This is a genomic window from Pseudomonas sp. GD03944 (assembly GCF_029839275.1).
Classification (GTDB): Bacteria; Pseudomonadota; Gammaproteobacteria; order Pseudomonadales; family Pseudomonadaceae; genus Aquipseudomonas.
This window is the reverse complement of record NZ_JAOCAH010000002.1, coordinates 320,538-340,352: the sequence shown is the minus strand read 5'-3', so window position 1 is coordinate 340,352 and position 19,815 is coordinate 320,538. Positions and strand designations below refer to the sequence as shown.

General features: G+C 63.8%; 16 protein-coding genes, 3 tRNA genes and 1 pseudogene. 9 read left to right on the top strand and 11 right to left on the bottom strand.

What is annotated here, in order from left to right; genetic code table 11:
* Positions 1 to 34: 34 nt before the first annotated feature.
* Complete coding sequence (locus N5C28_RS05285) at positions 35 to 550, bottom strand: GspH/FimT family pseudopilin (RefSeq protein WP_279820839.1); 516 nt, start codon at positions 548 to 550, stop codon at positions 35 to 37.
* Between the two features lie 66 nt (positions 551 to 616).
* On the opposite strand from N5C28_RS05285, the gene thiO reads away from it, so the two are divergent.
* Entirely contained in the window at positions 617 to 1,735 is a 1,119-nt protein-coding gene (thiO, locus tag N5C28_RS05280; protein ID WP_279820838.1) for a glycine oxidase ThiO, read from the top strand.
* Between the two features lie 192 nt (positions 1,736 to 1,927).
* Here thiO and N5C28_RS05275 read toward each other — a convergent pair whose 3' ends face one another.
* Genes N5C28_RS05275 through N5C28_RS05265 form a run of 3 tightly spaced genes read right to left on the bottom strand, consistent with a single transcriptional unit; the run spans position 1,928 to position 5,086 of the window.
* Positions 1,928 to 3,265, bottom strand: coding sequence for a sigma-54 dependent transcriptional regulator (locus tag N5C28_RS05275; RefSeq protein ID WP_279820837.1), 1,338 nt, complete (start codon positions 3,263 to 3,265; stop codon positions 1,928 to 1,930).
* A 2-nt stretch (positions 3,266 to 3,267) separates the two neighbouring features.
* A complete protein-coding gene (locus N5C28_RS05270) occupies positions 3,268 to 4,860 on the bottom strand; it encodes an ATP-binding protein (RefSeq protein WP_279820836.1) in 1,593 nt (530 codons plus the stop codon).
* Positions 4,850 to 5,086 carry a PP0621 family protein gene (locus N5C28_RS05265; RefSeq protein WP_279820834.1) on the bottom strand — a complete coding sequence of 79 codons (237 nt, stop codon included), beginning with the start codon at positions 5,084 to 5,086 and terminating at the stop codon, positions 4,850 to 4,852. The genes N5C28_RS05270 and N5C28_RS05265 overlap by 11 nt, the downstream gene beginning before the upstream one ends.
* A 209-nt stretch (positions 5,087 to 5,295) precedes the next feature.
* Here N5C28_RS05265 and N5C28_RS05260 point away from each other — a divergent pair, with 209 nt between their 5' ends.
* Positions 5,296 to 6,927, top strand: coding sequence for an NAD+ synthase (locus N5C28_RS05260; protein WP_279820833.1), 1,632 nt, complete (start codon positions 5,296 to 5,298; stop codon positions 6,925 to 6,927).
* A gap of 60 nt (positions 6,928 to 6,987) precedes the next feature.
* Here the strand turns inward: N5C28_RS05260 and N5C28_RS05255 are convergent, their stop codons facing one another.
* Positions 6,988 to 8,004, bottom strand: a complete 1,017-nt coding sequence (locus N5C28_RS05255) for an outer membrane protein assembly factor BamD (protein WP_279820831.1) — start codon at positions 8,002 to 8,004, stop codon at positions 6,988 to 6,990.
* Positions 8,005 to 8,153: 149 nt separating this feature from the next.
* Here N5C28_RS05255 and rluD point away from each other — a divergent pair, with 149 nt between their 5' ends.
* The 3 genes from rluD (at position 8,154) to clpB (ending at position 12,615) form a co-directional block, all read left to right on the top strand.
* Positions 8,154 to 9,128, top strand: a complete 975-nt coding sequence (rluD, locus tag N5C28_RS05250; RefSeq protein WP_279820829.1) for a 23S rRNA pseudouridine(1911/1915/1917) synthase RluD — start codon at positions 8,154 to 8,156, stop codon at positions 9,126 to 9,128.
* The gene (pgeF, locus tag N5C28_RS05245; RefSeq protein ID WP_279820828.1) at positions 9,125 to 9,862 is read left to right on the top strand and encodes a peptidoglycan editing factor PgeF; all 738 of its coding nucleotides are present in this window, start codon (positions 9,125 to 9,127) and stop codon (positions 9,860 to 9,862) included. The genes rluD and pgeF overlap by 4 nt, the downstream gene beginning before the upstream one ends.
* Positions 9,863 to 10,050: 188 nt before the next feature.
* Entirely contained in the window at positions 10,051 to 12,615 is a 2,565-nt protein-coding gene (gene clpB, locus N5C28_RS05240) for an ATP-dependent chaperone ClpB (RefSeq protein WP_279820827.1), read from the top strand.
* Positions 12,616 to 12,828: 213 nt separating this feature from the next.
* Here the strand turns inward: clpB and N5C28_RS05235 are convergent, their stop codons facing one another.
* A complete protein-coding gene (locus N5C28_RS05235) occupies positions 12,829 to 13,161 on the bottom strand; it encodes a PilZ domain-containing protein (RefSeq protein WP_279820826.1) in 333 nt (110 codons plus the stop codon).
* Positions 13,162 to 13,170: 9 nt separating this feature from the next.
* Positions 13,171 to 15,498, bottom strand: coding sequence for a DUF1631 domain-containing protein (locus N5C28_RS05230; RefSeq protein ID WP_279820825.1), 2,328 nt, complete (start codon positions 15,496 to 15,498; stop codon positions 13,171 to 13,173).
* A gap of 212 nt (positions 15,499 to 15,710) precedes the next feature.
* On the opposite strand from N5C28_RS05230, the gene N5C28_RS05225 reads away from it, so the two are divergent.
* The 3 genes from N5C28_RS05225 to N5C28_RS05215 all read left to right on the top strand — a co-directional run bounded on the left by N5C28_RS05225 (position 15,711) and on the right by N5C28_RS05215 (position 15,954).
* A tRNA-Asn gene (locus N5C28_RS05225) sits at positions 15,711 to 15,786 on the top strand.
* 10 nt (positions 15,787 to 15,796) lie between these two features.
* Positions 15,797 to 15,873, top strand: a tRNA-Pro gene (locus N5C28_RS05220).
* 5 nt (positions 15,874 to 15,878) lie between these two features.
* Positions 15,879 to 15,954, top strand: a tRNA-Lys gene (locus N5C28_RS05215).
* Between the two features lie 194 nt (positions 15,955 to 16,148).
* On the opposite strand, the gene N5C28_RS05210 is transcribed toward N5C28_RS05215, so the two are convergent.
* The 4 genes and pseudogenes from N5C28_RS05210 to N5C28_RS05195 all read right to left on the bottom strand — a co-directional run bounded on the left by N5C28_RS05210 (position 16,149) and on the right by N5C28_RS05195 (position 18,877).
* Positions 16,149 to 17,450, bottom strand: coding sequence for an NAD(P)/FAD-dependent oxidoreductase (locus N5C28_RS05210; RefSeq protein ID WP_279820823.1), 1,302 nt, complete (start codon positions 17,448 to 17,450; stop codon positions 16,149 to 16,151).
* Positions 17,451 to 17,513: 63 nt separating this feature from the next.
* A complete protein-coding gene (locus N5C28_RS05205; protein WP_279820821.1) occupies positions 17,514 to 17,687 on the bottom strand; it encodes a DUF3094 family protein in 174 nt (57 codons plus the stop codon).
* A 70-nt stretch (positions 17,688 to 17,757) separates the two neighbouring features.
* Positions 17,758 to 18,251: pseudogene (locus tag N5C28_RS05200) on the bottom strand (MOSC domain-containing protein).
* Positions 18,248 to 18,877, bottom strand: a complete 630-nt coding sequence (locus N5C28_RS05195; RefSeq protein WP_279820820.1) for a DUF1780 domain-containing protein — start codon at positions 18,875 to 18,877, stop codon at positions 18,248 to 18,250. Before N5C28_RS05195 ends, N5C28_RS05200 begins: the two are co-directional and overlap by 4 nt.
* A gap of 140 nt (positions 18,878 to 19,017) precedes the next feature.
* On the opposite strand from N5C28_RS05195, the gene N5C28_RS05190 reads away from it, so the two are divergent.
* Complete coding sequence (locus N5C28_RS05190) at positions 19,018 to 19,707, top strand: energy-coupling factor ABC transporter permease (RefSeq protein ID WP_279820819.1); 690 nt, start codon at positions 19,018 to 19,020, stop codon at positions 19,705 to 19,707.
* The last annotated feature ends 108 nt before the right edge of the window (positions 19,708 to 19,815 follow it).

Here is a 19,815-nt window from a genome sequence, read left to right as displayed (position 1 = left end):
GCTATCTGTGACGAAGTCCACGGAATGTCGGCGCTTAGCAACGAGCGGTCCCGGCGGGTGCCTGGGTCCGGGCGCGGCCCGAGAGGCTGATGACCACCTGGCGTTGGGGCTGTTGTTCCTTGCACAGGGTGAAGGTGCCGTTGTGGGCCAGGGTGGTGCCGTTGGCCTCGAACTGAATGAAGGTGCCTTGGCGGAAGCTCGCCCAGCGCCAAGAATAATCATCGAGCAGACTTTCCAGGCGAATGACCTGTTCGCCCATGTCGAGCTGACCGTTTCGATTCGTGTCGTGAAAGACCATCAGGGACTCGCTCCAAACCCGCTCACCGGTGCATTGCGTCACCCCGGGGCAGACGGTAACCACGCCTCGTTGATAGACGGCCGTGCTGCGTGCGAAGTGCAGGGTGGCGAGCAGTTGGTTGGTGGCTTGGGTGCGATTGCTGTTTTCCAGCATCGTATTGAGCGGGGGCAATGCGATCATTGCGATAATGCTGACAATGATCAGGGTACACAGGCATTCGACAAGCGAAATGCCGCAAGCATAACGATCCATATTCCAGCGTCCTTGCCAGAGTGGGTGATGGGTGTTGCTGGAGTAAGACTAGAACAGGTTGCGTGAATGCACAGTACTGAAAACACGTATGAAGTGATTGTTCTCGGTGGCGGGGTCATCGGTTTGCTGAGTGCCCGCATGCTGGCATTGGCTGGGGTCTCGGTTTGTCTGGTGGAGCGAGGCGAGGCCGGCCGTGAGTCTTCCTGGGCCGGTGGCGGTATCGTCTCGCCGCTCTACCCCTGGCGCTACAGCCCAGCGGTGACGGCGCTGGCGCATTGGTCGCAGGATTTCTATCCGCAGTTGGGCGCGCGTCTGTCGGCGGAGACTGGGATCGATCCAGAAGTGCAGGTAACAGGCTTGTACTGGCTGGATCTGGACGACGAGGCCGATGCGCTGGCGTGGGCCGAGCGTGAGCAACGGCCGCTGTGTCGGGTCGAGATGGTGCGCGTCTACCAGGCGGTGCCCGTGCTAGGCGAGGGCTACACGCGAGCGGTGGCCATGGCTGATGTGGCCAACGTGCGCAATCCGCGCCTGGTCAAATCGCTGCGGGCAGCGTTGCAGCAGATGCCGAATGTCACGGTACGTGAGCAGTGTCCAGTGACGGGTTTCATCCGAGAAGGGGAGCGTATCCGGGGCGTGCGGACCGAACAGGGTGATGTGCGCGGCAAGCAAGTTGTATTGGCAGCGGGCGCCTGGAGTGCCGAGCTGCTGGGGACGTTGGGCATCGAGTTGCCCGTAGAGCCGGTAAAGGGCCAGATGATTCTCTTCAAGTGCGCCGAGGATTTTCTGCCGAGCATGGTGCTGGCCAAAGGGCGTTATGCGATCCCGCGTCGGGACGGTCATATCCTGGTCGGCAGCACTTTGGAGCACGCCGGCTTCGACAAGACGCCGACCGACTCGGCTCTCGCCAGCCTCAAGGCCTCGGCCGTCGAACTGTTGCCGGCACTGGCGGAGGCGGAGGTCGTCGGGCACTGGGCGGGCCTGCGCCCCGGCTCGCCGGACGGTATCCCCTTTATTGGGGAGGTGCCCGGGCAGGCGGGCTTGTGGCTGAACTGCGGGCATTACCGCAATGGCCTGGTCCTGGCGCCGGCGTCCTGTCGGTTGTTGGCTGACCTGATGCTGGGGCGAACGCCGATCATTGATCCGATGCCGTATGCGCCGGTTGAGCGTCTGGCCAGGCTGTAGCGTGAGGCCTCGCGGGCTTCGTCCGGTCGTTGGACCAATGTCAGGCGAAGCTCGTCGAGCTCGAGGCCAAGGCTTCTCCTACGGATTGCATACTCGTGCTGAAGGAACAGCCGAGACGGCAACCTGGGTAGGGTGGATGACGCTCTGCTCATCTACCGATCAGTAGAAACGCCACTCTCGCTGAGGGACTGATCAGTCGATCCCGAGCTTTTTCAGGCGGTAGCGCATCGAACGGAAGGTCAGGCCCAGGCGCTGGGCGGCCGCGGTGCGGTTCCAGCGGGTTTCTTCGAGGGCCTGCATGATCAGTTTGCGCTCGATGTCTTCCAGGTAGTCTTCCAGGTTCTCGATCTGCGCCAGGCTGGCTTCGCCGTTTTCCCCGGCGGGGCTGGCGTCGGCGAGTCGCAGGTCCTGGGCGGTGATCTGGTCGTCTTCGCACAGGGTGTAAGCACGTTCGAGCATGTTTTCGAGTTCGCGGACGTTGCCTGGGAAACGGTAGCTTTTGAGCTTTTCCAAGGCATCGGCGTGCAGCCGGGCGGCGCTGAGGCCGGTGCCTTCGGCCAGGCGCTGGAGCATCACCTCTGCAAGCTGGGCGATGTCTTCACGGCGTTCGCGCAGCGGCGGAACACGCAGTTCGATCACGTTGAGGCGGTAGTACAGGTCCTGACGGAAGCGTCCGGCGGCGACTTCGGCGGCGAGGTCCTTGTGGGTCGCGCAGAGGATGCGCACGTCGACCACGACCTCCTGCTGACCACCAACCGCGCGCACGGCCTTCTCCTGGATGGCACGCAGCAGTTTGACCTGCATCGGCAATGGCAGGTCGGCCACTTCGTCGAGGAACAACGTGCCGCCATTGGCCGCCTGAAACAGCCCCTGCTTGTCTTCGACGGCACCTGTGAAGCTGCCTTTCTTGTGGCCGAAGAATTCGCTTTCCATCAACTCCGAGGGGATGGCGCCGCAGTTCACCGGCACGAAGGGGTGTTGCTCGCGCGCACCCTGTTCATGGATTAGGCGGGCAACCAGCTCTTTGCCGCTGCCGGACTCGCCACTGATGTAGACCGGCGCCTGGCTGCGGGCGAGCTTCTGGATCTGCTTGCGCAGGGTGCGCATGGGGGGCGAGTCGCCGAGCAGGCGGCTGTCCACGGTCTGTTCTTCGTCGTCACCCTGACGCAGGCGCAATGCCGTGGCCACCAGTTCTCGCAGGCGGCCCAGGTCGACGGGTTTGGTGAGGAAGTCGAAAGCCCCGGCCTTGAGCGCGTTAATCGCCGTGTCCAGGCTGCCGTAGGCAGTGATCATTGCCACCGGCACCTGGGGGTGGCGCTGCAGAATGTGCTGCACCAGATCCAGCCCGGTCCCATCCGGCAGGCGCATGTCGGTCAGGCACAGGTCGAATGGCTCCTTGGCCAGCCATTCCCGGGCTTCCTTGACGTTGCGCGCGCTGCGGGTGTCGAGCTTCATCCGCCCCAGGGTGATTTCCAGGAGTTCGCGGATATCGGGTTCGTCATCGACGATCAGGGCTCTCTGGCGGGTCATGTTCAGCTCAGTCTGCGCGGGTGGGAAAAGGTCATGCGGAAGCAGCTTCCGCCTTCTTCGCGAGGTTTGTAGTCGAGTCGCGCCTGGTTGCTTTCGCACAGCTCGCGGGAAATATACAGGCCCAGGCCGGTGCCCTTGTTCTCGGTGGTGTAGAAGGGCTCGAAGATATGGTGCACCTGCTCCGCAGGAACTCCGGGGCCGTCGTCGAGGATTTCCAGTACGGGCAGGTCGCTGTCGGCATCACGGAACAATTTCAGCCAGACCTGGCCCTGCTTGTGTTTCTGGGCACTGTAGCGCATGCCGTTCTGCACCAGGTTGGTCAGCACCTGGTTCAACTGGTGCGGGTCCATGCGAGTCTGGATGGTGCCGCTGGCGGTTTCCAGGTGCAGGCGTTGGGTCACCGGTGCGGCGCTGCGAAATTCGCTGGCGAAGCGGTGCAGCCAGTATTTCAGGTCAAGCAGCTGCGGTTCCGCCTGGCGCCGACGCGACAACTGCAGGACGTTCTCGATCACCAGGTTCATCCGGCGCGAGTGATCCTGAATGATCTGGGCCAGCCGCTGGTCAGGGCCTTGCAGGTCTTCCGACTCCTGCAACAGTTGAGCGGCGTGGCTGATGGCACCCAGAGGGTTGCGAATCTCGTGGGCGATACCCGCGGTCAGTCGGCCCAGGGAAGCGAGCTTGAGCTGCTGGGCCTGCTGGGCGATCTGCGAGATGTCATCGAGGAACACCAGGATGTGTTGCTGTTCACCCCGCTGCAGGGGGATGAAGCTCGGCTGCAGGGTCGGGCCGTCCGCGAAGGCCTGCAGGCTTGGTGGGCGCAGGCTGGAATTGTCCTGCCACTGTTGCAGGCGCTTGATCAGTTCCGGGCAGTGCGGGTCGAGGATCCTGCCCTCCAGCGCGGTCTGTCCCAGCAGGCTCAGGGCCCCCTGGTTGGCCAAAAGGACACGGTGCTGCTCGTCCAGCACCAGGATGCCGGTGCGCATGCGCTGCAGGATCTGTGCGTTGAGAGCCTCAAGGTTGGCGACGTCGGCGGCCCGTTGTTCGGCCAGGCTTTCGCTGGCCTGCAGGCGCCGGGTCAGCCCCTGGACAAACAGGGCGGCCGCGAAGCACAGGGCACCCAGGGCGCCGGCCTGTACATACTGGGCGGTCGCCGTGGGGTGGGCCAGGCTGAGGTAGAACGTCAGGTAGATCAGGCCAATGGCCGCGATCGCGGCGATCAGCAGGCCGACACGCCCCCGCAGGAGGAAGTTGGCAATGGCCACCGCGACGATCATCAGGTTGCCGATGCCGCTGGCGGTACCGCCGGCGAAGTAGAACAGCCCGGACAGCAAGATTACGTCCGCCAGGGCCAGGCTGAAGACCTGCACCAGGCTGCGGGGGCGCTGTACCAGCACGGCGACCAGAATGTTCAGGATCAGGTAGAACCAGCTGAGATTACGGAACAGCGTGGGGTGGGCGAGGTCAAGTAACTGAGTGTCCAGGTTGCTGGAGATCAGCAGCACCAGGGCCAGGCCGATGGCCAGGCGATACAGGTGGTACAGCCGCAGGATGCGGCCACCGTGTGGGCCTTTCAGGCTGGGGGCGTTAGCGTGCACCGGGTTTGGGGCCTTGTTCCAAATGGGCCTGGGTGCAGTACCAGCGCTCCGCCAGCGGCAGGGCATGCTCGCGGGGCAGGTGCACGCCGCACTGGGCGCATCGCACCATCGGCGAGGCCTGTTCGGTCTTCGGTGCGGGGCGAGGGGTTGGGCGCATGAAGCGACGCCAGAGCCAGAAGGCGGCAACGATGATGGCGATCCAGAACAGCAGGCGGAACAGACCCATGGCACTCTCTTTGTTTTAAGCCGGCGTTGTTTGCGAAGCGGGCTTTGTTTGGCAAGGCTGGCAGTTTAGCCAAGGATATCCTCGCAGCCCAGCGGCTAAACACCACGCTGTGCGTTGTTTCCGTGGCGGGCGATGCGGGAGAATGGCATTCAGGTCGCGACCCTTCGCAAGAGGCGTGCGCGAATCGGTATTCATAGGTGGAGACGGCGATGAGCCAAACCCTGCGGGTCGTGATGGCCCAGTTGAATTTGCGTGTTGGCGATGTGCATGGCAACACCGAGCGGATCGTCGAGGCTGCGCGCACTGCCCGTGAGCAGTGGCAGGCGGATGTCATCGTGTTTTCCGAGCTGTCGCTGTGCGGCTATCCCCCGGAGGACCTGCTGCTGCGTTCGAGCATGCAACTGCGCATTGAACAGGCGTTGCAGCAGATCCAGGAGCAGGTCCAGGGGATTCACCTGGTCATCGGCTTTCCCTGGCTGGCGGAAGAAGGGCGTTACAACGCCTGTGCGGTGATTGCCGACGGCCAGGTGCTCGCGCGCTACTACAAGCAGAACCTGCCGAACTATCGGGTCTTCGATGAGAAGCGTTATTTCGAGGCGGGTGACCAGCCCTGCATCGTGACGATCAAGGGCGTGCCGGTGGCCCTGACCATCTGTGAAGACATCTGGTTTGCGGAGCCCATGCTGCAGGCCCGGGAGGCGGGGGCGCGGTTGATGCTGAGCCTGAACGCCTCGCCGTTCCACCTCGACAAGCAGCGTGAGCGTGAAGAGTTGCTGGCCGAGCGCGCCCGGCAGGGCGGCATGCCGATCGTCTACGTCAACCAGGTCGGCGGTCAGGACGAGCTGGTCTTCGACGGTGGCAGTTGTGTGGTGGCGGCTGATGGTGATATCTGCCAGCGGGCCCCGGCCTTTGAAGAGGGCCTGTACCCGCTGGAGCTGGCGCTTGCGGGCCAGCAGGTCACGCCGCAACAGGCGGCGCGTTCTCCCCTGCCTGAGCTGGAGGCCAGCGTGTACCAGGCGCTGGTGGTGGGCGTGCGGGACTACGTGCGCAAGAACGGTTTCAAGGGCGTGGTGCTGGGGCTGTCTGGCGGTATCGACTCCGCGCTGACCCTGGCGGTGGCCGTCGATGCCCTGGGTGCCGAGCATGTCGAGGCGGTGATGATGCCGTATCACTACACTGCCCAGATCAGCCTGGACGATGCCGAGGCCGAAGCCCAGGCGCTGGGCGTGGTCTACCGCGTGCTGCCCATCGCGCCGATGGTCGAGGCCTTCCTGGGCACGCTGGCGCCGGTGTTCGAAGGGCTGGGCCGTGATACCACCGAGGAGAACCTACAGGCACGGTGCCGCGGCACGATGCTGATGGCGATCTCCAACAAGAAGGGCTACCTGGTCCTGACCACCGGCAACAAGAGCGAGATGGCGGTGGGCTATGCCACCCTGTACGGCGACATGGCCGGTGGCTTCGACGTGCTCAAGGATGTGCCGAAGACCCTGGTTTTCCGCCTGTGCGAGTACCGCAACACCCTGGGGCTGGTGATTCCGCAGCGGGTCATCGACCGTCCGCCATCCGCTGAGCTGGCGCCGGACCAGAAGGACGAGGATTCCCTGCCGCCCTACCCGGTACTCGACGAAATCCTGCGTCTGTATATCGAACATGACCTGTCGGCCAACGCCATCATCGGCGAAGGGTTTGACGAAGAAACCGTCAAGCGCGTTCTGCGCCTGGTGGATATCAATGAGTACAAGCGCCGTCAGGCCGCGGTGGGGCCGCGAGTGACCCAGCGCGGTTTCGGGCGTGACCGCCGCTACCCGATCACCTCGGGCTGGCGCCTGGGCGACTGAGGCGAGCGAGCTATAAAAAAGGAGGCCAGTGGCCTCCTTTTTTCATTCCGGGTCTGCGACTCAGTCGAAGACGCCGAAGGTCATGTAGCTGAACCAGGAGCGGTTGCTGTTGCTGGCTTCCGCTTCGCTGCGCTCTTCGCGCACTTCATCCTGGTTTTCCGGCTTCAGCTCGTCCGGGATCTGCTCTTCGGCTTCTTCGTACTGACGGATCACGTCCTGGCTGGCACGGGTTTCGCCCGGCGGCAGCGGCGCGTCGTTCTCGATCAGGCCCAGGGTGGCCTTGGCCAGCCAGGAGCGGTTGTCGGCTTCTTCCTCGCGCGGGACGAACTCGCCGTCTACCAGGCTCGGATGATCCGGGTAGTTGAGCTTGAGGGTTTCTAGGCTGGTGGCCGCCAGGTCATCCAGGGTCAGGCGCTGGTAGGCCTCGGTCATCACGGCCAGGCCATCGCCGACGGACGGGGTTTCCTGGAAGTTTTCCACCACGTAGCGGCCACGGTTGGCAGCGGCAACGTAGGCCTGGCGGGTCAGGTAATAGTGGGCTACGTGGATTTCATAGGCGGCCAGCAGGTTGCGCAGGTAGATCATGCGCTGCTTGGCGTCCGGGGCGTAGCGGCTGTTCGGGTAGCGGCTGGTGAGCTGAGCGAACTCGTTGTAGGAGTCGCGGGCGGCGCCTGGGTCACGCTTGGTCATGTCCAGCGGCAGGAAGCGCGCCAACAGGCCACGGTCCTGGTCGAAGGAGGCCAGGCCCTTGAGGTAGTAGGCGTAATCGACGTTGGGGTGCTGTGGGTGCAGGCGGATGAAGCGCTCGGCGGCGGAGCGGGCGGCTTCCGGCTCGACGTTCTTGTAGTAGGCGTAGATCAGCTCGAGCTGGGCCTGCTCGGCGTAACGGCCGAACGGATAGCGGGACTCCAGGGCCTTGAGCTTGGTCACGGCGCTGGTGTAGCTCTTGTTGGTCAGGTCGTCCTGAGCCTGCTGGTAGAGCTCGGTCTCGCTCAGGTTTTCGTCCAGCACCTCGTTGGAGGAGCAAGCGGCGGTAAGGGCGAGGATGGCGATCAGCAGCAGGTGTTTCACTTGCATGGCGGCTTGCGTCCCTGTGACGGCGGCTGTCTTGAACATGGCCGTCCTGTTATGATGAGCGCCCCCGGTACCCCTGGGGCAAAGACGCCGTATTTAACCACAAGCGTGCAGCCGAAACCAAAGGCTCCACCTTCCCGCCGTTGCAGAGCATGTCTTCTATAAATAAGCAGGCCATTCAATTGAGTGCCGAGGTCCCGTCCGACATGGGTGGACAGCGCCTCGACCAAGTCGCAGCCCAGCTGTTCGCTGAGCATTCGCGTTCGCGCCTGTCCGCCTGGATCAAGGATGGGCTGCTCACTGTCGACGGCGCAGTCGTGCGTCCGCGTGACATCGTTCATGGCGGCGCCAAGCTGGAATTGTCCGCCGAGCAGGAAGCCCAGGGCGAATGGATCGCCCAGGACATCGAGCTGAATATCGTCTATGAAGACGACCAGATCCTGGTCATCGACAAGCCGGCCGGCCTCGTCGTGCACCCGGCCGCCGGTCATGCCGACGGCACCCTGCTCAATGCCCTGCTGCACCACGTGCCGGACATCGTCAATGTGCCGCGTGCCGGGATCGTTCACCGCCTGGACAAGGACACCACCGGCCTGATGGTGGTGGCCAAGACCATCGAGGCGCAGACCCGCCTGGTCGACCAGTTGCAGAAGCGCACTGTCAGCCGGATCTACGAGTGCATCGTGATCGGTGTGATTACGTCGGGCGGCAAGATCAATGCCCCGATCGGCCGCAGTTCCTCCCAGCGCCAGCGCATGGCGGTGACCGACGGCGGCAAGCCGGCGGTCAGCCATTACCGTGTGCTGGAGCGTTTCCGCTCGCACACCCACGCCCGGGTCAAGTTGGAAACCGGCCGGACCCACCAGATTCGCGTGCACATGAGCCACATCGGCTATCCGCTGGTCGGCGACCAGGTGTACGCCGGGCGTTTCCGTATTCCACCGGCGGCCAGCCAGACCATGGTGCAGCACCTCAAGGAGTTCCCGCGCCAGGCGCTGCACGCGCGTTTTCTCGAGCTGGACCACCCGCTGACCGGCGAGCGTATGAAGTGGCAGTCGCCGCTGCCGGATGATTTCGTCTGGCTGCTGACGCTGCTGCGCCAGGACCGCGAGGCGTTCATCGGGTGACGCACGAGCCCCATGACTGGCTGATTCCGGACTGGCCGGCACCGTCCCGGGTCCGGGCCTGTACCACCACGCGCTCCGGCGGCATCAGCGTCGCGCCCTTCGACACCCTGAACCTGGGCGACCATGTCGAGGATGACCCGCAGCACGTCGGCGTGAACCGCCAGCGCCTGGTCAGCCAGTTGGGCTGTCAGCCGGCCTGGTTGCGCCAGGTACACGGAATCGTCGTCGCCCAGGCCGATCCGGAGCAGGTGGTCGAGGCCGACGCCAGCTGGACCGATCGATCCGGTGTTGCCTGTACGGTAATGACCGCCGACTGCTTGCCTGCGTTGTTTTGCAATCGTGCGGGCACCCGCGTTGCTGCTGCCCATGCCGGATGGCGTGGTTTGGCCGCAGGTGTGCTGGAAGCGACGCTGGACACCTTCGAATGCGCTGCCGAAGACGTCTTGGTCTGGCTGGGGCCCGCCATCGGTCCGCAGGCGTTCGAAGTCGGGGCCGAGGTTCGCGACGTATTCCTCGCGCAGCACCCGCACGCGGCCCATGCCTTCGTGCCCAGCGCCAATGCCGGTCGCTTCATGGCGGATATCTACCAGTTGGCGCGCATCCGTCTGGCGGCGCGCGGCGTGACTGCCGTCTACGGCGGCGGCTTCTGCACCTACACGGACCCGCGTTTCTTCTCCTATCGCCGCGCCCCGCGCACCGGGCGTTTCGCCTCCCTCATCTGGCTGGCCGACTGATCCCCGCCGGGTGCCTGCCGCCCGTCTGGTCAATCCGCGCCTTCATGGCCGGCGTGCGTGCCTGACCTCGATCAATGCCCTATGGCTTGAAACGCAGACAATCGGCCTCATCTAGTCTTCATCTCGGCAGGTTTTCAGTTCAGGTGCTTTCATCGCGCCGGCCTGCTCTTTACAGGAAGGATGACGCAATGCGAATCGACCGTTTGACCAGCAAGTTGCAACTCGCGCTGTCCGACGCCCAGTCCCTGGCCGTCGGCCTCGACCATGCCGCCATCGAGCCGCTGCACCTGATGCAGGCGTTGCTCGACCAGCAGGGTGGCTCGATCAAGCCCCTGCTGATGCAGGTAGGCTTCGACGTCAACAGCCTGCGCCAGGCGTTGACCAAGGAACTCGATCACCTGGGCAAAATCCAGAGCCCCACCGGTGACGTGAACCTGTCCCAGGACCTGGCGCGCCTGCTCAACCAGGCCGACCGTCTGTCGCAGCAGAAGGGCGATCAGTTCATCTCCAGTGAACTGGTGCTGCTGGCTGCCATGGATGAGAGCACCCGTCTCGGCAAACTGCTGCTGGGGCAGGGCGTCAGCCGCAAGGCGCTGGAAAATGCCATCGCCAACCTGCGTGGTGGCGATGCGGTGAACGACCCGAATATCGAGGAATCCCGCCAGGCACTGGACAAGTACACCGTCGACCTGACCAAGCGCGCCGAAGAAGGCAAGCTGGACCCGGTGATCGGCCGTGACGACGAAATCCGTCGCACTATCCAGGTGTTGCAGCGTCGCACCAAGAACAACCCGGTGCTGATCGGTGAGCCCGGCGTCGGCAAGACTGCCATCGCCGAGGGCCTGGCCCAGCGCATCGTCAATGGCGAAGTGCCGGACAGCCTGCGCGACAAGCGTTTGCTGTCCCTGGACATGGGCGCGCTGATCGCCGGCGCCAAGTTCCGTGGCGAGTTCGAGGAGCGCCTGAAGGCCGTGCTCAACGAGCTGGCCAAGCAGGAAGGGCGGATCATCCTGTTCATCGACGAATTGCACACCATGGTCGGGGCCGGCAAGGCTGAGGGTGCCATGGACGCGGGCAACATGCTCAAGCCATCCCTGGCCCGGGGTGAACTGCATTGCGTCGGTGCCACCACCCTGGACGAGTACCGCCAGTACATCGAGAAGGACGCGGCGCTGGAGCGGCGTTTCCAGAAGGTGCTGGTGGACGAGCCCAGCGAGGAAGACACCATCGCCATCCTGCGGGGGCTGAAGGAACGCTACGAGGTTCACCACAAGGTGGCGATCACCGACGGTGCGATCATCGCGGCGGCCAAGCTGTCGCACCGCTACATCACCGACCGGCAGTTGCCGGACAAGGCCATCGACCTGATCGACGAGGCGGCCAGCCGTATCCGCATGGAAATCGACTCCAAACCGGAAGTGCTGGATCGCCTGGACCGTCGACTCATCCAGCTCAAGGTCGAGGCCCAGGCGCTGAAGAAAGAGGAAGACGAAGCGGCCAAGAAGCGCTTCGTCAAACTGCAGGAAGACATCGCACGCCTGGAGCGTGAATACGCCGACCTGGAAGATATCTGGAAGTCGGAAAAGGCCGAGGTACAAGGCTCGGCGCAGATCCAGCAGAAGATCGAGCAGGCGCGCCAGGAGCTGGAGTCAGCCCGGCGCAAGGGCGACCTGAGCCGCATGGCCGAGCTGCAGTACGGCATCATCCCGGACCTCGAGCGCAGCCTGCAGATGGTCGACCAGCACGGCAAGACCGAAAACCAGTTGCTGCGCAGCAAGGTCACCGAGGAAGAGATTGCCGAGGTGGTGTCCAAGTGGACCGGCATTCCGGTGTCGAAAATGCTCGAGGGCGAGCGCGACAAGCTGCTGAAGATGGAAGGCCTGCTGCACCAGCGGGTAATCGGGCAGAACGAGGCGGTGGTCGCGGTTTCCAATGCCGTGCGGCGTTCACGCGCTGGCCTGGCAGACCCGAACCGGCCCAGTGGCTCGTTCCTGTTCCTCGGTCCGACCGGCGTAGGCAAGACCGAGCTGTGCAAGGCCCTGGCCGAGTTCCTGTTCGACACCGAAGAGGCGCTGGTGCGCATCGACATGTCCGAATTCATGGAGAAGCACTCGGTGGCTCGCCTGATCGGCGCACCGCCGGGCTATGTCGGCTATGAAGAGGGCGGTTACCTGACCGAGGCCGTGCGGCGCAAACCGTACTCGGTGATCCTCCTCGACGAGGTGGAAAAGGCGCACCCGGATGTGTTCAACGTCCTGTTGCAGGTGCTAGAAGACGGCCGCCTGACCGACAGCCATGGCCGGACCGTGGACTTCAAGAACACCGTGCTGGTGATGACTTCCAACCTGGGGTCGGCGCAGATCCAGGAGCTGGTGGGCGATCGCGAGGCGCAGCATGCGGCGGTGATGGACGCCGTGAGCAGCCACTTCCGGCCGGAGTTCATCAACCGGATCGACGAAGTGGTGGTGTTCGAGCCGCTGGGGCGCGAGCAGATCGCGGGTATTGCGCAGATCCAGCTGAGCCGTCTGCGTCAGCGGTTGACCGAGCGCGAACTGAGCCTGGAGCTATCCGAGGAGGCGATGGACAAGCTGATCGCCATTGGCTACGACCCGGTCTATGGCGCTCGGCCGCTGAAGCGGGCGATCCAGCGTTGGATCGAAAACCCGCTGGCGCAGCTGATCCTGGCAGGCAAGTTTGCGCCGGGCAGCAGCGTGAGCGGCAGCGTCGAGGGCGAGGAGATCGTCTTCAACTGAGGCTGTTTGGCCTTGAGAGGGCGCCTGCACGTTTGTGGGTGCCCGAATCTGTAGGAGAGGCCTTGGCCTCGAGCTTTAATAGGTGAGTTTGTTAGCAACTGGGCTGATTGAGGGAAAAGCTCGCGGGCGAGCCCGCTCCTACAGGTCGGCACTCGACGGTGTATCGGTTCAAAAAAGCGGCGTCGCCAAATCTGGCGACGCCGCTTTTTTGGCTCAGAGGTGCTTGAGCAGTATCTCCAGCGCTGCGGCCTGGTCTTCAGCCAGGTCGATAATGTGGAACCCGGCCCAGCAGTGCTGGCCGTCGGCGCCGGGTCGGCTCCACAGGCAATCGGCGCCCAGTTTGATTTCGCAGACGCCCTCCACCACCTGTTCGCTCACCAGCCGGCACTCAATCAGCGCGTCCGCTGTGTGAGGCGTATCGCTGAACAGCATGAACCCGTCGAAGGACAGGTCCACGACCCGGCCCAGGCGCTGGCCGGTGTGCAGCTCGAAGACTTCCAGCTGCAGCTCGGTGCTCTGGCGGCTGTGCTGACGACGATCTTCCATAGAAGCTCCTTAGCGGGTCTCGGCCGCACGTCCGGTGAAACGTTGCAGAACCCGGTAGATGGCCGAGAGGGCGCGGTCCACCAAGGGTGTGCTGCGTTCCGGGGTTACGATCCGTGCCAGTCCTTGTTCCATTTCACTGGCCAGCAGGGCGATAGGCTTGATCGCCACGCGCTGGCCGCTGTGATCGACGAACATGTAGTTATGGGTGGTTGGGCTGAACCAGGAGAGTTTGAGGGTTCGAGTTTGCCCGTCTGTGACAAACTCGAACCAGGTGCCGAATTCGACCTGCTCCAGCTCCTTGGCCAGCGCCTGCGCCCGTGGTGACAAGCCCGAGACGCGCGGCGCAAGGGTGGCCAGCGCGGCGTCTTCGCCGAGCATGGCGCCGAGGGGGCTTTCCAGCAGGGTGGGATTGAGCTTGGCAGCGAGCTGCGGTTGCTTGGCCTGCACGGCATGCTGGCAGGCCACCAGGTCTTGGAGCAGGCGGCGGATACCGTCTTCGTGGTAGCCGCCGAGCACCTGCAAGCCTTCTCGTAGGTCTTCCAGCATGGTCAGGCGTATCTCCTGCAAGCGCAGGGCGCCGGCCTCATCCAGCGGGGTGGCACTCCAGGCCAGTTGTTCCGCCACGTCGCTGGCACGCCGCCAGTCGTCGCTGCGGTCGCCGTGGCGCAACAGGACGAACACCAGGACGTCGGTCCAGGTCTGTTCGAGGAAACTGCGGATGATGGCTGGCAAGTCCCGCTTCTGCAGGCAGTGGGTAATGACGTCGACGGCCTGCTGGCGGGCCCCCAGCAATTTGTCGCGGCCCTTGGCCGCTTCCACTGCGCGCCGTTCGCGCAGCTCGACCTTGTGCCGCAGGGTGGCGGTGAACTCGTTGAATTCTTCCAGCAGGTTGTCGAACAGCTGCAGGTCGCCGGCGAAGTCGTGGATGACCCGCTCCACGACCCACTGCATCTTGGCCAGCAGGCCACGCTCGTCGCCTTCTCCGCCATACAGGACGCCGGCCTGGGCCATGGTGTTGAGCAAGCGGCGGGCCGGGTGGTGGTGCTGGGTGAACAGCGCCTTGTCCAGCAGGGCGATTTTCAAGTACGGCGTGTGCAGGTGGGAGAGGGCGGTCTTGCAGCCGTCCGGCAGGTTGTCGTCATCGAGGATGAAGTCGAAGAGCATGCCCACCAGGTCGATGACATCGGCTTCCTGGTCGGAGAGCTTTTGCTGGCCCGGCAGGTCGCTGTGGGTTTCCAGTTGTTGTTGCAGATCCGCTTTAAGGCTCTCGACCGGTTGAGGGGCTTGCAGGCGCTGGGCCAGGTCATCGGCCGACTGGCGCTGCATGCGGTTCAGCGCTTCGATCAGCTCGTTGGCGCTGTAGGTCCGCGTGGCGCCCTGGGGCGCATAGCTGGCGATACTGCGGGTGCCGCCCAGCAGGGGCGCGTGCACGTCGCGTTGGCGGTGTTCGCCGAGCAGGGTCGACAGGCCGTCGAGCAAGGTGTCCGGGTCATCCGGCGGCGGGCCGTTGAGGTCTGCCTGGGTCGCCTTTACGGTTGCCTGGCTTGTGGTGTTCTTTGCCGTGGGCGCCGCGGCGGTACTTTCCTTCTTGTCCTCGCGAGGGGCGCTGGAACGGCCGCTGTCCGGGTTGCGCGGGGCACTGTATTTGAGGTTCGGCAGTATGCCGTCGTCGATCAGGCGCCGGTTGAGGGCGTCGTAGACACCATCCAGGCTGTGCATGACGTGCTGGTCGAACAACGTATAAAGGATGACTTTGATGCGCAGCGGAAACGGGCAGGGTGCCAGGGCTTCCTGGAACGCCTGGGCGATCATTTGCGGGCCGAAAGGGTTGCTGTCCTCGCCAAGCTTCTGGCCGCTGTTGAGCAGGGCTAGGCGTTGTTCCAGGGCGAACAGTGCCTGGGCGCAGCGCGATTTGACCCGGCTCACCATATTGGTGACCTGCAGGATCTCTTCGTAATCCTCGTTCTGCACCAGGGCCAGTTGCTCGGCATCCACCTCGGTGGCCAGTGGCACCGGTTTGAGGGTGCCGTCGAGAAAGTCGCTGAAGTTCTGCGACACTTTCTGGTGGTAGGTGCGTTCGATCAGCGGGCGCTGCTTGCGTATCTCGCGCATGCTGTCGAAGAACAGCGTCTGCACCTGATTGTTCTCGGCCTTCTCCGCGCAATCGAACAGGGTGTCGTCAACCTGCCCGAAAACACCGGCCAGGTGCTCGGCCAGGCGGTTCATCACCAGCTTGCGACAGCTCTGCCCCAACTCGCCAAAGCGCGGCTGGATGCCTCGGCTGGCAAGGGTTTGGTTAAGGGGAGGGGGATTGGCGGGGGTGTCCCGGTTACTCATGGACTTTCCTGGCAGAGGCCATGTGGCCGAGCGTCCTGCGAATGAAGACTATCCTATGGAAGATATAGCAGCCTGTCTGTCGACTGCAAAGCATTGTCATAAAAGCAATTTAAGGGGTTGACAGCGCGTTCTGGAACCGTAAAATGGCGCGCCTCTGATACGGGAAACGGCGAAAGCCAAAGCCGGTAACGGAGAACTGGAAGTTGCACAGTTCCGCGATAGCTCAGTCGGTAGAGCAAATGACTGTTAATCATTGGGTCCCTGGTTCGAGTCCAGGTCGCGGAGCCAAACTTCTTATCGGGGTATAGCGCAGTCCGGTAGCGCGCCTGCTTTGGGAGCAGGATGTCGGGAGTTCGAATCCCCCTACCCCGACCATTTTAGGGTCGTTAGCTCAGTTGGTAGAGCAGTTGGCTTTTAACCAATTGGTCGTAGGTTCGAATCCTACACGACCCACCATTTCAAGCACGCTTGAAAGTAAAAAACCCGCCTAGAGCGGGTTTTTTATTGCCTGCGATTTGGCTGTTGCTACGGAAAACCTCACGCGCAAGGGGCACGCGGTCCGTAGGAGAGGCCCTGGCCTCGGGCTCTGCGGCAGGCTGATGCCGCGAAAAGCTCGCGGACGAGTCCGCTCCTACGGGGCGCGCTGTTTGTCAGTGCAGCTTGAGGCGGGGTTCGGTGCTGCGGCCGATGCGATCGCTGAGCATCAGCAGCAGGGTGCGCGACACGCCGTAGAGGGCCATCTGGTGCATGCGGTAGAGCGAGATATAGAACACCCGCGCCAGCCAGCCTTCCAGTTTCACGCTGCCCATCAGGTTGCCCATGAGGTTGCCCACCGCCGAGAAGCGCGACAGCGAGATCAGCGAGCCGTAATCCCGGTAGTGGTACTCCGGCAGTGGCTGGCCATCGATGCGCAACTTCAGCGACTTGGCCAGCAGCGATGCCTGTTGGTGAGCGGCCTGGGCCCGGGGCGGTACGTTGCGACCTTCGCTGTCGGGCAGGGGGCAGGCCGCGCAATCGCCAAAGGCAAAGATGTTGTCGTCCAGCGTGGTCTGCAGGGTCGGGCGGACCAGCAATTGGTTGATGCGGTTGTTCTCCAGGCCGTCGAGGTTCTTGAGGAACTCCGGCGCCCGGATACCGGCCGCCCAGACTTTCAGGCTGGCAGCAATGGTTTCACCTTGAGCGGTGAGCAGGCCGTCGTCGGTGACTTCACTTACGGCCGAGCTGGTCATGACGGTGACGCCTAGCTTTTCCAAGGTCTTGTGCACCGGCTGGCTGATTCGCTCCGGCAGGGCGGGGAGCACCCGCGGACCGGCTTCGATCAGGGTGATGCGCATGTTTTCCGGGCGAATGCGGTCCAGGCCGTAGGCGGCCAGCTCATGGGCGGCGTGGTGCAGCTCGGCAGCCAGCTCCACACCGGTGGCACCGGCGCCGACGATGGCGACACTGACCTGCTCGGTGTTCTCGCCCTGGCTGGCGTGAGCGCGCAGGTAGTGACTGAGCAACTGACGGTGGAAGCGCTCGGCCTGCTCACGGGTGTCGAGGAAGATGCAGTGCTCGGCGGCGCCCGGCGTACCGAAGTCATTGGTGGTGCTGCCGACGGCAATGACCAGGCTGTCGTAACTCAGCTGGCGCTCGGGCATCAGCACACCGCCCCGCTCGTCCAGCGTGGCCGCCAGGGTGATCTGGCGTGCGGCGCGATCGAGCCCGCTCATGCGTCCCAGCTGGAACTCGAAGCGGTTCCATTTCGCCTGGGCGACATAGTTCAGCTCGTCTTCCGAGGAGTTGAGCGAACCTGCCGCCACTTCATGCAGCAGGGGTTTCCAGATATGGGTCAGGTTGGCGTCGACCAGGGTTATACGCGCCTGGCCACGTTTGCCCAGGGTTCTACCCAGGCGGGTGGCAAGCTCCAGGCCGCCGGCGCCACCGCCGACGATCACGATTCGATGGGACATGGGATACGCTCACAAGGCTTTGAATAAAGCGGGAAGAGCGCGGCTGGGCGAGCGCGAGGCAGCTCATAGCACCAGTCGACTCAGAAGACGGCTCAGCAGGCCCAGGGCGACAACCACGACCAGGATGATCCCCAGCAATCGCCAGACCTTGAAGGGCTGACGCTCGACCTGGTGTTGAGGCGCGCTCAGGTATTGGTCGACGCGGGCTTGGTCATCGGGGTTCAGGCGGCTGGGCATAGTGACCTCGAAGGTTCAGGGGCGCGAATGGGCGCGTGGCCTGCTGTTGACTGCCATTCTGCCGTGCCTTTCACAGGGGCTCAACGCGTAGAGCGTCATCCAGGCGAATAATTCCACCCATGAGCACGCGGGCTGTGATGCCGCCGTGCCCGCGAATGGCCTGGAACGCGCCGCTGCCCAGGCGCTCTTCCAGTTTCGCGCAGGGCTGGCACCAGCCCGTGGTCTCGAAGATGGCCTGGCCGATGCGAAAGCGCCTGCCCTTGAGGCTGAACAGGTTGATACCGCTGATCGCGATGTTGCGGCGCAGATCCTGCGGCTGGATGGCCTGCTCCGGTGGGCGGCCGAGCAGGGCGCTGATGACCGTCAGGTGCTCCCACTGAATCAGAGTGACCTGGCGCGCATTGCGTGGCCCGGGGCGTGCGTGGTCACCGGTAAGGCCGGCTTCGCGGCGCGCTTCCACGGCATCCAGTTCGAGCATCGGGCGCGCAAGGCTGGGCGTACGCCTATCCAGCGTACCTGGCCTTGCTGGGGCACCGCGGCCAGCAACTCCTGCAAGGGGCTCACAGGCTGATCCCGACATCGAATTGCACGCTGCGGCCCAGGTTGTTGCGCAGAAAATCCGGAGCATCGGGATGGGCGAACAGTACCCGGGCGAAGGTCGGGCCAACCAGTGACAGCGAGCGCCAGCCCTGGCGCAGGTATTCGGTAGGTGGCGGGAAATGACTGTTGAAGTCGAGTACCGCGCGCTTGAGGTTCACGTAGGCCAGCAGGTCCAGCTCACCTAGATCCAACCCGCGCTCCCGGTAGTTGTGGGCCTTCTTGCGCAAGGTGGGTGCCAGGCGCGCCTGCAGGTCGGCCGCCGGGATGCGCCTTGGCCGTGCTTCGCGGCGAACCAGTTGGCTGAGGGAGAACGCACTACGACGGCGCTCCAGCTCGGCGCGCCACTCGTCGTTCAGACGGCGGCCTTCGTCCAGGACGAAGAACACCTCGAAGCTGGCCTCCCGAAACAGCACGTCTGGCGGCTCCTGTCCGGCTGCGCCGAATTCTTCGAGGCGATGGCTGATGTTGAGGGCTTGCAACAGGCGCTGGCAGACCCAGCGCTCACGCTCCCATTTGCGGGCGTTGGAGAGAAAGGCATTGGCCTGCTCGGCCTGATGGGTGAGCAGGCGCAGGTAGTCGGAGTCATCCATGTCCAGAGCTTAGCGCGTCCTCATGGTGCTCCGGTATCCCGAGCATGCATTCCGTTCGGGCGGCGGGTGGTCAGTACAGCGCGTTGGCGAGGGCACGGTGTAGACTGGCCGCGACCTGCTTAAGTACCGGATTGCCCGCCATGATCGCTGCCGAACTCCTTTCACCCTTCACCCAGGTTGCCGGTTGGGCGCTGTATGCGCCGCTGGTGCTCTGGGCCGTCTGTCGAGCGCCGTGGGTGGAGTTGTTCAGCGACCTGCGCCGCCAGCACCTGCTGTTCGGCACCGCATTTGCCCTGTTTCTGCTGTGGCTGGTGCGGCGGGACTTCGAGTCCGGCCTTTCCTACCACTTCATCGGCATGACAGCCGTCACCCTGTTGCTCGACTGGCCCTTGGCGATCCTGGCCGGCGTAGCCGCGCAGCTGGGGCTGTTGGCGTTGGGGCGTCAGGAACTGGCAGCGCTGGGGGTGAATGGCCTGTTGCTGGTGCTGATTCCGGTGGCGGTGACCGAGCTGTGCGCCTTGCGGGTCGAAAAGGCGCAGCCGCGCAACCTGTTTGTCTACATCTTCTTCTGCGGCTTCTTTCCTGCAGCCCTGGCGGCGCTGGCGTGCATCCTGCTCGGCCTTGGCGTGCTGTGGTTCGATGGATTGTTCCCAATGCCGCCCTGGCTGGAGGATTTCGTCGGCTACCTGTGGCTGGTGATCTTTCCCGAGGCGTTCATCAACGGGATGTTGGTCACCGCGCTGGTGGTCTTCTATCCGGACTGGCTGGAAACCTTCAACCGCAGCCGTTACCTGTCCGCCCCCTGGAAAGACGACAGTACGCGCAAGTAATAGCGCCTGCTTCACCGTATCGATACCCCGGTCTGGCTTGATCCAGGTCAACGGACAGCCGTGCCCGACTGACAGAGTTAGGCTCGGTGCGTTGGCGGCAACCAGTCG